Source organism: Saliniradius amylolyticus (genome assembly GCF_003143555.1).
GTDB lineage: Bacteria > Pseudomonadota > Gammaproteobacteria > Enterobacterales > Alteromonadaceae > Saliniradius > Saliniradius amylolyticus.
This window is the reverse complement of sequence record NZ_CP029347.1, coordinates 945882-960316: the sequence shown is the minus strand read 5'-3', so window position 1 is coordinate 960316 and position 14435 is coordinate 945882. Positions and strand designations below refer to the sequence as shown.

At 51.9% G+C, this 14435-nt stretch carries 13 protein-coding genes; 3 read left to right on the top strand and 10 right to left on the bottom strand.

Annotation, left to right across the window (positions count from 1 at the left end; genetic code table 11):
- Positions 1–106 precede the first annotated feature (106 nt).
- Positions 107–688: an AhpA/YtjB family protein gene (locus HMF8227_RS04540; protein ID WP_109339056.1), complete on the top strand. Its 582-nt coding sequence runs from the start codon at positions 107–109 to the stop codon at positions 686–688.
- Here HMF8227_RS04540 and HMF8227_RS04535 read toward each other — a convergent pair.
- The 10 genes from HMF8227_RS04535 to rpoE all read right to left on the bottom strand — a co-directional run bounded on the left by HMF8227_RS04535 (position 685) and on the right by rpoE (position 9263).
- The gene (locus HMF8227_RS04535) at positions 685–1473 is read right to left on the bottom strand and encodes a TatD family hydrolase (RefSeq protein WP_109339055.1); all 789 of its coding nucleotides are present in this window, start codon (positions 1471–1473) and stop codon (positions 685–687) included. The two genes, HMF8227_RS04540 and HMF8227_RS04535, sit on opposite strands and share 4 nt — an antisense overlap.
- 21 nt (positions 1474–1494) lie before the next feature.
- Positions 1495–2133, bottom strand: a complete 639-nt coding sequence (gene pdxH, locus HMF8227_RS04530) for a pyridoxamine 5'-phosphate oxidase (RefSeq protein WP_109341006.1) — start codon at positions 2131–2133, stop codon at positions 1495–1497.
- Positions 2134–2204: 71 nt separating this feature from the next.
- The gene (era, locus tag HMF8227_RS04525) at positions 2205–3113 is read right to left on the bottom strand and encodes a GTPase Era (RefSeq protein WP_109339054.1); all 909 of its coding nucleotides are present in this window, start codon (positions 3111–3113) and stop codon (positions 2205–2207) included.
- Positions 3100–3777 (bottom strand): ribonuclease III, encoded by a 678-nt coding sequence (gene rnc, locus HMF8227_RS04520; RefSeq protein ID WP_109339053.1) that lies wholly within the window; start codon positions 3775–3777, stop codon positions 3100–3102. The genes era and rnc overlap by 14 nt, the downstream gene beginning before the upstream one ends.
- Positions 3778–4683 carry a signal peptidase I gene (gene lepB / locus HMF8227_RS04515; protein WP_109339052.1) on the bottom strand — a complete coding sequence of 302 codons (906 nt, stop codon included), beginning with the start codon at positions 4681–4683 and terminating at the stop codon, positions 3778–3780.
- A complete protein-coding gene (gene lepA / locus HMF8227_RS04510) occupies positions 4684–6507 on the bottom strand; it encodes a translation elongation factor 4 (protein ID WP_420820518.1) in 1824 nt (607 codons plus the stop codon). It abuts the gene before it with no gap.
- A gap of 102 nt (positions 6508–6609) precedes the next feature.
- A complete protein-coding gene (locus HMF8227_RS04505) occupies positions 6610–7095 on the bottom strand; it encodes a SoxR reducing system RseC family protein (protein WP_109339051.1) in 486 nt (161 codons plus the stop codon).
- Positions 7092–8066: a MucB/RseB C-terminal domain-containing protein gene (locus HMF8227_RS04500; RefSeq protein ID WP_109339050.1), complete on the bottom strand. Its 975-nt coding sequence runs from the start codon at positions 8064–8066 to the stop codon at positions 7092–7094. Before HMF8227_RS04500 ends, HMF8227_RS04505 begins: the two co-directional genes overlap by 4 nt.
- Position 8067: 1 nt before the next feature.
- Positions 8068–8658, bottom strand: coding sequence for a sigma-E factor negative regulatory protein (locus HMF8227_RS04495; protein WP_109339049.1), 591 nt, complete (start codon positions 8656–8658; stop codon positions 8068–8070).
- 26 nt (positions 8659–8684) lie between these two features.
- On the bottom strand, positions 8685–9263 hold the full coding sequence (gene rpoE / locus HMF8227_RS04490) for an RNA polymerase sigma factor RpoE (RefSeq protein ID WP_109339048.1): 579 nt from the start codon (positions 9261–9263) through the stop codon (positions 8685–8687).
- A 226-nt stretch (positions 9264–9489) separates the two neighbouring features.
- Here rpoE and nadB point away from each other — a divergent pair, with 226 nt between their 5' ends.
- Positions 9490–11091: an L-aspartate oxidase gene (gene nadB, locus HMF8227_RS04485; RefSeq protein ID WP_109339047.1), complete on the top strand. Its 1602-nt coding sequence runs from the start codon at positions 9490–9492 to the stop codon at positions 11089–11091.
- A gap of 243 nt (positions 11092–11334) precedes the next feature.
- Entirely contained in the window at positions 11335–14301 is a 2967-nt protein-coding gene (locus HMF8227_RS04480; protein WP_109339046.1) for a TonB-dependent receptor, read from the top strand.
- Positions 14302–14435 lie beyond the last annotated feature (134 nt).

Below are 14435 nucleotides of genomic sequence, written 5' to 3'. Positions count from 1 at the left end.
GTGATTAACGATCGATACGAATTGGTATTTATCCTGCGGATTTTAGCTATTGCAAAAGCGTTGGAATCCCCTAAGGTAATAGCCATTGTAACCAGTTGCTGTTTTTATGGCCCAAAAGATACTTCTGACCGAGCCTGTTGCCCGCAGTAGTCCCTATACCGTTTATAAGCGGCTGTTCCACTTAGGGCTGGCGGGGATCACTTTGATCCTGGCCTTGAATGTGTGGGTGTTCGGAGAACGCCAGGACGCTCAGGTGCAGCAGAATCTGGCCAATCAGCTAGGCAAAACCCTGACTCGTCTCGGTGCCCAGATCGCTGCCCGGCTGGAGGTCGAACCGGAGTCGATGACGGCCGTATTGTCCGCAACAGCCCGGGATCCCCATGTTATTTCTGCCACCCTTTATAACGACAAGGGGCAAGTCATGGGCCATCAGGGAAACAACGAGAGCCTGCTGAGCTTACAGAAGCAAACACCGGCCCCTCTGGTGTACGTGCAGGAAATCCGGCTGGACGATGACATCAAGGCTTATCTGCGCCTGCTATTGAACCGTTCGCAGGTTCTGCAACATCACCAAAAGTACCAAGCCAGTAAACGTTATCAGACCGAGCTGCTGATGGCACTGGCTTTTATGCTGGGAATATTTCTGACCCGCGGTTTTTATAAGTTCCGCGCCAGGCGCAACGGTTAGCACTGATCACTCCCGATCCCGAATAAATCGCGACTGTTTTGATCGGTCTGCGCCTCAACCTCTTGCACGCCAGTGTGTTTCAGCCCTGCCAATACCTTCGCCACCTGGGGCAAAAACAGCGGCGAGTTACGCTCACCCTGATGACCATGTAAGGGCATATCCGGCGCGTCGGTCTCCAGCAACATGGCTTCTAACGGCAAGCGAGCCACCGCATCGCGGGTCTTGCGAGCTCTGGGGTAGGTAACAGTGCCGCCAATCCCTAAATAAAAACCCCGGTCAATATAGGCCTTACCCTGCTCATAACTTCCGGAAAAGGCGTGGATCACGCCCCGACCATCAAAGCCAGTGTACTTGAGCGATTGTAAAATACCGTGGTGGGACTTTCGGTGATGCACAATGACCGGCAATGCCTGCTTCTTGGCAAGCTCAAGCTGCGCTTCAAAGGCTTGTTGCTGAGTACTGGTATCGAAGCGCTGCAAAATCTCCTGACTAAAATCCAATCCGGTTTCACCGATGGCGACTAACGACTCACGCTGTCGTTTTACTTCCGCTTCCAGTTGCTCTAATGCCGACTCCAGCTTGGCAGGAAGAAACCACGGGTGGATGCCGAGTGCGGCGTATAAAAGCCGATGCTGACAACAAAGGTTGAGTTGTCCAGACCAATGCTTTGGCCCGACGCCAGGCACAACAATGGCTTCGAAGCCCTGGGGCTGACACTGATCCAACAACGATTGGCGATCCTTGTCAAAATCGCTGAAATCCAGGTGACAATGGGAGTCAATCATCGTCGCAACCCGTCATCACCATCAAGGCATCAGCCGCTGGATCTGCCAGTGTCCATCGTCTTGCTTCTGATACTGAAAGCGGTCATGCAACCGATGGGCCCCGCCCTGCCAAAATTCTACTTCATGGGGAGTCACTTTATAGCCCCCCCAGAATTTCGGCAGAGGGACTTCTCCCCGGGCGAATTTTTGCTTCGCCTCGGCAAATTTGTTCATCAGCATCTGGCGCGTGGATACTGGCTGGCTTTGAGCCGACGCCCAGGCAGCCAGCTGACTCTCTTTAGGGCGGGATAAAAAGTACTTCGCCACCGATGCCGTCGATAAAGGCTCTACACGACCGCAAATCTTCACCTGACGCTCTATCAAGTGCCAGGGGAAGTGCAATGAGATCCTGGGGTTTTTGGCCAGCTCTTTGGCTTTGCGACTTTCCAGATTGGTGTAAAACACAAAGTCACCATCGACAATGTCTTTAAGCAGCACAATACGCTGGGAGGGCTGGCCGTTTTCATCCACGGTTGCCACTGTCATGGCCGTAGGATCGGGCGCCCCTGTGTCCATATACTCCTGTAACCAACGCTCGAATTGCTCGACGGGGTCTTCCGATAACTGGTCCCGATCCAGGGTACCCTGAGTATAATCACGACGAATTTGATGCAATGTCAGTGACATGTGGTTCTCCTGTCTGTACTGACCTTCTAACTTTTTATAGTGATACGCCTAAGGGGATGTGACGATCAATCGTCCGAGTAACCCAGACTGCGCAAAGCGCGCTCATCATCGGCCCAGCCCGCTTTTACCTTCACCCAAAGTTCCAGGAACACCTTGTTATCAAACAAACGCTCCATATCCTGGCGAGCTTCCTGACCAATGGTTTTAAGACGCTGACCACCTTTACCGATGACCATCGCCTTTTGAGTGTCTCTTTCCACCAGAATCAAACCATTGATTTGGAACACGCCCTGAGGCGATAGTTTAAACTGCTCTATCTCCACAGTCACCGAATAGGGCAGCTCGTCACCGGTAAAACGCATCAGCTTTTCACGAATGATCTCAGCGGCCAGAAAGCGCTGCGAACGATCGGTGATGTATTCTTCCGGGTAATAATGTTCGCTGGCCGGCAAGGCATCAAACACTAACTGGCGTAATTCATCAACATTGCGATTTTGCTTGGCTGACAGTGGCATAATATGAGCGAAATCATGCTGCCCACTGAGCCATTTCAAATGGGGCAACAGCTCTTCTTTTTCCCTCACCTTGTCGGTCTTATTGACCAGCAACCAGGTTGGCAGGCCCGAGGCTTTAACCCTGTCCAGCACCAATTGGTCATCTTCGGTCCAGCGGGTGCCTTCCACCACAAAGAGCACCAGCCCGACATCGGACAGCGAGCTCTGTGCCGCCCGGTTCATCACCCGATTGATGGCGCGTTTTTCTTCGCTGTGCAACCCCGGGGTGTCCACATAGATGGCCTGATAAGGTCCTTCTGTGTCGATACCCATTACCCGGTGACGAGTGGTCTGCGGCTTACGGGAGGTGATGCTGATTTTTTGACCCAGCAGCTTGTTGAGCAGCGTGGACTTACCCACGTTAGGCCGTCCAACGATAGCCACCAGGCCGCAGTATGTCTCTGGATTATTTACCGTCATGGAGCTGCTCCAGAATCTGTCGTGCCGCCTGCTGCTCGGCGCGCCGACGACTGTTCGCCTTTGCCGTTGCCGGCGCGGTCATGCCTTGTACCTGGCATTCGACAGTAAAAGTTTGATCGTGCGACTTACCCGTGACGTCTACCACCGTATATTCCGGTAATGGCTGCCTACGACTTTGCAGATATTCCTGCAATCGGGTCTTATGATCCTTGGGGTGATAATTAGGGTCGAGCTTCTCCAGGCGCGCCTGATACCAACTCAACACACGTTGTTTCACCGTATCAAAGCCAGCCTCCAGGAAGATGGCACCAATGACAGCCTCCATGGCATCGGCCAGAATGGAGTCACGTCTAAAGCCACCGCTTTTCAGTTCTCCCGGCCCCAGTTGCAATCCGTCGCCCAGGTGAAATTCCCGTGCCAGTTCAGCCAGAGTCTCTCCCTTAACCAGAGTAGAGCGCATTCGGGTCAGTTTACCTTCCGGCTGTTCAGGAAAACGAAAGTACAGCTCCTGAGCGATGACCATTCCCAACACGGAGTCACCCAGAAATTCGAGGCGCTCGTTATGCTGGCGACTGGCACTGCGATGAGTTAACGCCTGATGCAGGTTGTCAGGATTCTGAAATTCGTAACCAAGATTGCGAGAGATGGCATCGTAAGCGTGCATTTACTCAATCCCGCCGATGCGTTCGAATCGAATGCCGGTAGGAATCCACCCTGGCACCCAACTGCTGGGAGGCCGATCGAACTCGAAGCTGATCCAGATAGCGACCGCCTGTCCCACCAGATTAGCCTCAGGCACAAAGCCCCAGAAGCGGCTGTCACGACTATTATCCCGGTTATCCCCCAGTACAAAGTAATGGCCTTCAGGAACCACAAACTCACGCGAGCCGTTGTACAGATGTCGACTGGGTATGGGTGGCAAAGGATTGCGCAGAATTTGATGCTGAGTGTCACCGATAGTTTCAGTATAACGCTCCAGCGGCATCAGGTTCTGATAGTATTCGCCGCGCTTTTCAAACTCCAGCGATAAGGGCTCCAGCTTGGGGCAATTCTGTTGATTTTCGGCCTCACACGCTGGTTGCAAATACACCTGTTTGTCTCGGTAAACAATGCGATCACCGGGCAGACCAATCACTCGTTTAATGTAGTCAAGATTAGGCTGCTCCGGGTACTTAAACACAGCAATGTCGCCTCGCTCCGGTTGGCCGGTTTCCACTAACTTTGTGCGCCACACCGGATCTTTCAGGCCATAGGCAAACTTCTCCACCAGAATAAAGTCTCCCACCAGCAAAGTCGGCATCATGGAACCGGATGGGATCTGAAAGGGTTCGTACAAAAAGGAGCGCAATACCAATACAAAGGCCAGCACCGGAAAAATCTGTTGAGCGGTATCCACCACCGCAGGCAACGGGGCTTCGGCAACATCATCGCTTACGCTCGCCGAGGCCGCACCAACATCACTGACGCCAGCGGCCTTGCGTTTCGGAGCCCAGAATAGGTGATCCAACAGCCAGATGAGTCCCGACGCCAGAGTCACCACCACCAGGAAGATGGAAAAATAGTTCGCCATTTACTTTCCTACTTTGAGTACGGCCAGGAAGGCATCTTGTGGCAATTCCACATTGCCCACTTGCTTCATCCGCTTCTTACCTTCTTTCTGTTTCTGCAATAGCTTTTTCTTACGGCTCACATCACCGCCATAACACTTCGCTATTACGTTTTTACGCAACTGTTTTACAGTGCTTCGGGCGATCACATGTGTACCAATGGCCGCCTGAATAGCGATGTCAAACATCTGCCTTGGGATCAACTCTCTAAGTTTCTCCACCAACTGTCTACCACGCCCCTGCGCGTTATCTCTGTGCGTGATCATGGCCAGAGCATCGACTCGCTCGCCGTTGACCAGAATATCCACCCTCACCATGTCGGCTTGCTGGAACTTCTTGAAATGATAATCCAGAGAGGCAAAACCACGAGTGGTGGACTTAAGGCGATCAAAGAAATCCATCACCACTTCTGCCATAGGGATATCATAGCTTACCGCGACCTGCTTACCGTGATAGGCCATTTTGGTCTGCATGCCACGTTTTTCCACGCACAGCGTGATGACATTGCCTAAAAACTCCTCCGGCACCAGAATATTGGCTTCGACCACGGGCTCGTGGATTTCGGCAATATCATTGACCGGTGGTAGCTTAGACGGGCTATCCACCGACAGTTTTTGACCATCGTTGGTCACCACTTCGTAGATGACCGTCGGCGCGGTAGTGATAAGATCCAGATCGTACTCCCGCTCCAGACGCTCCTGAATGATCTCCATGTGCAGCATGCCCAGAAAGCCGATTCGGAAGCCGAAGCCCAACGCAGCGGAATTTTCCGGTTCATAAAACAACGAGGCGTCATTCAGGCATAACTTTGCCAACGCGTCACGAAAGTCTTCATAGTCGTCAGAACTGATGGGGAACATTCCCGCATAGACCTGAGGCTTAACCTTTTGGAAGCCCGACAGCATTTCCTGAGCGGGGTATTTAGAGGTGGTAATCGTATCCCCAACAGGTGCGCCCTGGATTTCCTTAATACCGGCCACAATATAACCCACTTCACCGGCCTGAAGTTCGCCGGTTTCCAGCGGCTTGGGCGTAAAAATCCCCACCTTATCGGCAATATGTTCATTACCATTGGACATGATTTTAATCTTGTCGCCCGCTTTGAGTTCCCCCTCAAATACCCGCACCAGGGAGACGACGCCCTGATAGTTATCGAACCAGGAGTCCACAATCAGCGCGCGCAGCGGCGCTTCCACCGTGCCTTCAGGAGGGGGGATCTTATCGACGATTTCTTCCAACACTTCTTCGATGCCCATACCGGTCTTGGCCGAGCAGCGCACCGCTTCTAATGCGTCGATGCCAACAATATCTTCAATTTCTTCAGCCACACGCAGAGGATCGGCTTGTGGCAGGTCGATCTTATTAAGAATCGGCACCACTTCCAGGTCCATTTCGATGGCGGTATAACAGTTGGCCAGGGTCTGGGCTTCCACACCCTGCCCCGCGTCCACCACCAGCAAAGCCCCTTCACAGGCTTTCAAGGAACGGGACACTTCATAGGAAAAGTCTACGTGGCCTGGGGTGTCGATAAAGTTAAGTTGATAGGTTTCGCCATTCTTGGCTGTGTAGTCCAGGGTCACACTCTGGGCCTTGATGGTAATGCCCCGTTCTCTCTCCAGATCCATGGAGTCCAATACCTGTTCGTTCATTTCCCGATCGGTCAGACCACCGCAGTGCTGAATCAGACGGTCTGATAAAGTGGACTTGCCATGGTCGATGTGCGCAATGATGGAAAAATTGCGGATGTGATCGAAATCTTTATGTTCAATGGGATGCTTTTTTGACACTCGCTAAAACTCGCTTTGGGTACTTTAACTCTTGCCCCGTGCGGGGTCAGCTCAGAATGCGGGGATTATATCGCAGGACCCCAACCGATTAATAGGTAAAGTTTAGGGTTCGAGTTGTTGCACACTCAGCCGCCGACCATGCCACGGTAGCAAACACAGTAACTGAGGCTGAAAACGCTGAGCGCGACGGCTGTCCTTAAAGCACCCTCTCAGCCAGTAGAAACAAGCTGCCGTAGCCGCAAACGAACTCAGGACAACCCATAACTCACCGTTCAGGCCTAACCGGGGCAAGGCCCAGTCAGCCAACAGTGCTGCCGCGATGAGGGTCAACAGAGGGAAAAGATACATCAATACTGACGCGCCGAGCAGAGACTGTTCAGGAATGCCCAACTTCACCTGCTGGCCAATATGGGCCGCTTCATCCCACGCAAAGACCAGCGTCTGCGCCCGGGGAGATAATGCCTTAGCAATGCTGCCAGTGCCGCAATCGTCATTAGCGGCACAACCGCCGCAAGTAGTTTTAATCTGGGTTTTTACCCAAATATAGCCATCCTTTACCTCGGTAATAGTGCCGACTTCTTCAATCATGGTCTGGCGCTCACCGCTGCAGTATTCAAAGAAACGGACTCGGCTATTGCCTTAGCTGTCTTTGGTGGAAGTTTCCCCACCACAGTCACTTCGAGAGGCCCCTGCTGAATTGACAGCAGTGTATCACCACTGTGCCTTAACCACCCATCGTCGCCCGAACCAGATTGAATTTTTTGTAGATACACACTGACATCAATCAGGCCGTCACTGAGCATGATGTAGTCCACCAAAGCTCCGGTCAGCGGCAGTTGATGGGTATCCCGACGCACGACCTGCATTCCGGCAGGCAGCCAGTTTATCTGCCATCGATTGATAGTACCGCTATTCACGTCCCGTTCAATCACATCAGGCAGCTTTGCGGTTTCAATGCGAGTGAAATATTCGTCGGGTTCGGCAGAAACCTGCAAAGATGTTACCTGTATCTGCTCAAGGGCTCGCCCCTGTGGATCCATCATATCCATTCGCAATAACAATCCCGTTTGCTGATCCAGCCACAGGTTAAAGCCATAGCGACTCTTATCTTTACTCACTATACGTAACTGCTGCGCGGGCCGTCCGCTAATGCGACTGCGTCCGACCGTCACCAGGTCGTATCCCTGCTGAATTATCGTAGGATCACGGAGCATTTCTGCGGGCAAAGGGCCATTAATGACCTGGGATCGTAGCGAATAGGCAGGCACATTGGGCTCAAAATAGCTGACTCTATCGCCAATACGCACCACCTCCCGACCAGGGCCATTTTGCAGGCTCAGATGCTCCATCTCAACGCCGTCAACAACAGCATGACGCCATAAATAGGGTTCAAAGTCGCCGTTTTCCTGAAGCTGAACGAAGGAAATTCGGTAGTTAAGAGAATGCAACGCCTGGCTCATTTTCTCCAGCCAGGCCTTCGCGGAATGGGCCGTATCCGCTAACGCAACGGAGGCACAGGACAAGACCAGAATGACAAGCAAAGCACCGCGTTTGAGCATATTAACGTGGTTGGTCCTGAGGAGTCTTTGACTGAGTTTCTGGGTCTTTTTGTTGCGTTTGCTGAGCCATAGCCTTAAGGCGCATCTGCCGCTGATGATCAGTCATGTAAGCATTAATACGGCGTTTTTGCTGCAAGGCATCCGTATTGGGCATTTGCCTGGTTTGTTCAAGGCTCACCGGTGACAGTCCCCCTTTGGCACCAAGAGTCGGCGCTGTATTAAAGGGTTCGGTAACCTGGGGCTGATGCAACTGTTGCACACCAAATATGGTGGCGGCCGCAACCGATGCTGCGATGGCGAATTGACCACCGGAACGAACCAACGGCACCAAGTTACGCACTACGGGCCATTGTCTGATATCAGACTTGGGGGCCACTATGGCGGGCTCTTGGTCGATGGCTTCAGCGACTTTGGCACTGAAGTCCAAATCCATCTCCGGGGGGAGCTCTTTACGCAATCCATCCCGAATCAGATGGTACCGGCGCCATTTGCCTGCAAGTTCAGCATTATCGTAGAGCCGATCTACAAAGGTAGACTCGCCATGCTCTCCATCCATCATTGCCGACAAATGTTCATCTTGTTGTTGCGTCATATAGCACTTTTCCTGCATTACGCCCGTTACTGTTGTAACAGAGGCTGTATCACTTTGTCGATAGCTTCCCGAGCCCGGAAAATCCTTGAACGTACCGTTCCCACCGGACAATCCATCACAGTGGCGATTTCCTCATAACTCATTCCTTCCATCTCCCTCAGCGTGATCGCTACCCTCAACTCCTCGGGCAAGCTGTCGACGGTGTCGAACAATAAGGTCTTCATTTGTTCTGACATCAGTGTGCGCTCAGGCGAACTGTTTTCCTTCAACGCTTCACTGCCATCGTAGAAATCCGCTTCCTCGGCGTCAACGTCGTTGGCGGGTGGTTTGCGTCCCTGGGCCACCAGATAATTCTTGGCGGTATTTACCGCAATTCGGTACAACCAGGTGTAAAACGCACTGTCGCCACGAAAGTTCGGCAAAGCCCGGTAGGCCTTGATAAAAGCTTCCTGAGCGACATCGGCCACATCCCCTGAGTTTTTCACGTACCGCGACACCAGATGGGTCACTTTATGCTGGTACTTCTCAACTAACAGGTTAAATGCCCGCTTATCCCCTTTTTGTACCCGTTCAACCAACTGTTGATCTGTTATCTGCTCGCTCATTCGAGCCACATCTCCCTTACCACTAATGCGATGCTTTGGCTCTCGCAAGCATCTAGTAGACTCTGCTTGTTATTAAAAGTTCGGAGGAAATTCATCCTGGCGGCTAATTTTTGCAAATTTTTATCCGAAACGGGGGAATAAATACGCCGAAACGCTTTTATTTCCACCCCAAATGCATACTATCATGGCTTTCAAATATAGGATCGATAAAGCCCGATACAAGTCTATGAGCCAAGCCATTGAACACCAGTGCGATCTTCTTATTATCGGTAGTGGTGCTGCCGGTCTTAGCCTTGCCTTAAGCATGGCTGAGCAGTGTCAGATTATCGTGTTGAGCAAAAGTTCCGTCAGTGAAGGATCCACACTGTACGCTCAGGGGGGTATTGCTGCGGTGTTTGATGAAACCGACTCTATCGAATCCCATGTACAGGATACCATGCAGGCCGGTGCCGACCTGTGCGATCGAAAAGCGGTGGAATATACTGCGGAACATGCCAGGTCAGCCATGGAGTGGTTGATTAACTTTGGTGTGCCCTTCGATCAGGAAGACAGTAGTAACGGCGAACCACGCTATCACCTGACCCGTGAGGGCGGTCATAGCCACAGACGCATTCTGCACGCCGCTGATGCCACGGGTAAAGCGGTGCAAACCACGCTCATCGACGCCGTCAAGGCGCATCCAAATATTCATCTTTTCGAACGCTATAATGCGGTCGACTTAATCAAGGACAAAACCCGACCGGATACTCTGTTAGGGGCTTATGTCTGGAACCGCAACCGGGAAAAGGTTGAAGTCATCCGGAGCCGGTTTGTCACCCTTGCTACCGGCGGTGCCAGTAAGGTGTATCAGTATACCTCGAACCCGGACGTCTCCAGCGGTGATGGCATTGCCATGGCATGGCGTGCAGGTTGTCGGGTAGCCAACATGGAGTTTAACCAATTCCATCCTACCTGCTTATATCATCCCGAAGCGCGGAACTTCCTGATCACCGAGGCGCTACGGGGCGAAGGGGCTTACCTGGTGCACGCCGATGGCCAACGCTTTATGCATAGATTTGACGAGCGCGGTGAGCTTGCCCCGAGAGACATCGTAGCTCGCGCCATCGATTATGAGATGAAACGTACCGGCGCAGACTGTTTGTATTTGGATATCAGTCACAAGCCTGCCGACTTTATTGTTAAGCACTTCCCAACCATTTATCGTAAGTGCCGCTCGCTGGGCATTGATATTACCCGCCAGCCCATACCGGTTGTGCCTGCCGCGCATTACACATGCGGCGGAGTGATGACCGACTTTAACGGACGCACGGATATGCAGAATCTTTACGCCATTGGCGAGGTAGCTTATACCGGCTTACACGGTGCCAACCGCATGGCCAGCAACTCTCTGCTGGAGTGCGTGGTCTTCGCCCAAGCCGCCGCCAAAGACATCCTGTCCAAATTGGACATTCCCCTCTCCAATGCCCCCATAAAACCCTGGGATGAAAGCCGGGTCAGCGACTCGGACGAAGAAGTCGTCATTCAGCATAACTGGCACGAACTCAGGCTGTTTATGTGGGACTATGTGGGGATCGTGCGCACTAATAAGCGATTGGAAAGAGCCTTACACCGCATCGACCTGTTAAAGCAGGAAATCCATGAGTACTACGCTAATTTTCGGGTCAGTAATAACCTACTGGAACTGCGTAACCTGGTCACCGTTGCCGAGCTCATCGTGCATTGCGCCATGCAGCGTAAAGAAAGCCGGGGACTTCATTATAACCTGGATTACCCGCAGCAATCAGAGAGTCCTTCTCCCACTGTACTGTTGCCCGCTACATATCGCTAACATTCCTTTTCTCCGGCGCGCACTGTTAACCAAAAAATAACAACCCGCGCCTTGTGAAGCCCCAAGCACCCGCTGTAATGGCATTAACCGTACTCAACTCTTGTCACTAAATGTAAATTTTTTGCTATCGGACATTGATCTAGCTTTAGTATTGCCATAACATCTGAATGTAAGCGCTTCCATTTTTAGTAAGGCGAAATGTAAGCGCTTTCAGCAAACATTACGGGAAACAGGTCACAGCACATGAATATAAAACGCTTTAAGAAAACACAGTTAGCCGCCAGCCTGGCTCTGGCGTTCGCCTCATCTTCCGTCATTGCTCAAGACAATGAACAGAATAACAATGACGTAGAGCAAGATGTCGAAGTCATTAAAATTAAGGGTATTAAAGGCAGTCTGGTTCGTTCAATGGATGTCAAACGCAGCTCTGACGGCGTTGTTGAGTCCATTTCAGCCGAAGACATCGGCAAATTTCCTGATACTAACCTGGCAGAGTCACTGCAACGGATCACCGGTGTATCCATTGACAGAGCCAACGGTGAGGGTAGCCGGGTTACCGTGCGTGGCTTTGGCCCGGACTTTAACCTAGTCACGCTAAACGGTCGTCAGATGCCCACTTCCTCGCTGGAAGCGACATCAGCATCATCGTCCCGATCATTTGATTTTGCCAACCTGGCCTCCGAAGGCGTCGCCGCAGTCGACGTTTATAAGACAGGGCGTGCCGATATCCCCACAGGCGGTATGGGCTCTACCATTAACATCCGTACCACTCGCCCTCTCGATGCGCCCGGCTTAAAAGCGACCGTTGGTCTTAAAGGGGTTATGGACCAGTCAACCGATGAAGGTTCCTCCATTACTCCAGAGCTCTCTGGCCTCTACAGCAATACCTTTGAGGATGACACCATCGGCGTTGCGCTCTCCGCGAGCTATCAAAAGCGTGACAGTGGTAACCAGCAAGCAAACTCCGGGGGTTGGCGTACCTTCCCCGCATCGGTAAACGGTTTTGACTGGGCGGGCAATAATGCTGAATGGGGCGGCCTAATCCCAGACGGTGAAGGCGCGCATCAGAACAGTCCTCTGGACGGTGAAGGCGTATACTCTGTGCCTCAAAGTTTGGGGTATGCCTTCCACGAAATCGAGCGTACCAGAACCAATGGGCAACTCACGCTGCAATACAGGCCTGTTGACTCACTGGTTACGACGCTCGACTACACCTATTCCAAAAATGAAGTGCAAGACCGTTACAACGACGTCTCCGCATGGTTTAACTTTGGCCCCTCCTCTGGTCAATGGACTGATGGCCCTGTCGCCGCTCCCCTGGTTTATACCGAGGTCTTCGGCGCTCCTGGCGATCTGGCTCAGGGTGGCGGTAATTTCTCAACCGCTAACGAGAACAAATCTTTGGGATTCAACGCCGACTGGCAGGTGAACGACAACCTGAATATGACGTTTGATTTCCACTCTTCATCGGCTGAGTCAGGTCCTGATGGTCCTTATGGCAGTAATAACGTGATCGGCATGGCCACATGGGTTCGTTCCGTTTCTACAGCAGACTTCAGTGGAGACTTCCCCGTACTCAGCATTACCATGCCGGATGGCGTCTCTAACCAAGCCGAAAATATGCGCGTGACGGGCAGCTCTTTCCGTAACAGCCAGATGCGTACCGATATCGATCAGTTCCAGCTGGACGGGGAGTATGTCTTTGACGATGGCGTTCTGGAAAGCATCGACTTCGGTGTATCCAGTACCGAAGTCGAAAACCGCTCCGCATTCTCTAATGTTCAGCAGGATAACTGGGGGGGCGTTGGCGAAGCTGGCGATATCGACCTGTCCGTCTTTGAGTCTGACAGCATCAGCGGCAACTTCGGTGTATCAGGCAGTAATGATCCTGATTTGCTGCAACAATTTTTCCGCTGGGATTTTGATACGGTACGAGACATTGCCGACCAAACCTATGGACAAATCGGTCCAAACGCCGGTGACTGTGGCTCGTCTTTCTGTGCATCATCAGATATGACCACCGACCGCCGCACAGAGGAAGAGCAACAAGCCGCTTACATTCAGGCAAACTTCTCGGATTGGTGGGCCGGTATGCCGGTTAACTTAGTGGCAGGTGTACGTTATGAGAAAACCGACGTAACCTCTCGCGCTCTGGTACCGACCTACTCCAGTATCGGGTGGGCAGGTGACAACGAGTTTAACCTTATTTCAACCGGAGAGTCTGAGTTCAGTGAGTTAACAGGTAGTTACTCCAACGTGCTCCCCAATATCGACTTCGATATCGAGGTGATGGAAGACGTTATCCTGCGTGCCTCATATAGCACCACAATTGCTCGCCCCGGTTACTCAGACATTCAGGGCGGTCAAACCCTTAACTCTCTGGTACGTATTAACGGAGGCACTGGAGCCAGAGGCAACCCTGATCTGGAACCCTTTGAGTCTGACAACTTCGACCTGTCAGCGGAGTGGTATTACGGCGAAGCCAGTTATGTTGCACTGGGCTATTTCCGCAAGGATGGTCAAAACTTCATCGGTCGTACTACCGTTGAAGAGCAAACCTTCAACCTGCCCCATCCTGCTCAAGGCGCACGTTACGATGAGGCACTGGCGGCAGTTGGTAACAATAACACTCTGATTCGTCAGTATATTATTGAAAACTACCCGGAAACCGTCACAGAAAATGGCGTTATCCTGGGCGTCGATGGCGATGCTCCTGCCACTTTCGATATATCCATCCCGGTAAACCAGAAAGACACCGAGCTGGATGGCTGGGAATTCGCCTGGCAGCACATTTATGGCGACTCTGGCTTCGGTAGTATCATCAACCTGACAGTGGTTGACGGTGACATCAACTACGACAATCAGAGCCAGGAAGAGCAATTTGCCTTGTTGGGCTTGAGCGATTCCGCCAACTTTGTTGCCTTCTACGATAAGAACGACTTGCAGGTTCGACTGGCCTATAACTGGCGTGACACCTTCCTGGACTCAACAATCAACACCTTAGGGCTACAAAACCCTATCTATGTTGAAGACTACGGTCAGTGGGATTTCAATGCCAATTATCAGGTCAACGAAAACCTGTCCGTGTTTGTCGAAGGCATCAACATCACCGATGAATATACACGCAGCCATGAGCGCGCCAAGGAACAAATTGTGAACCTGACGCAAACAGGCCCGCGCTATAACATCGGCGTAAGGTACAGCTTCTGATAAAAGCAACTAATTAGGGTGTGAAAGGGCTTTTCACCTCCACAGTGAAAAGCCCTTTATTTATCTAAAACTTTACTCTTTATGACAACCCGTCCATGGTAAGGGTGGATAAAGACTAGGGTTTTAGTAGGCAG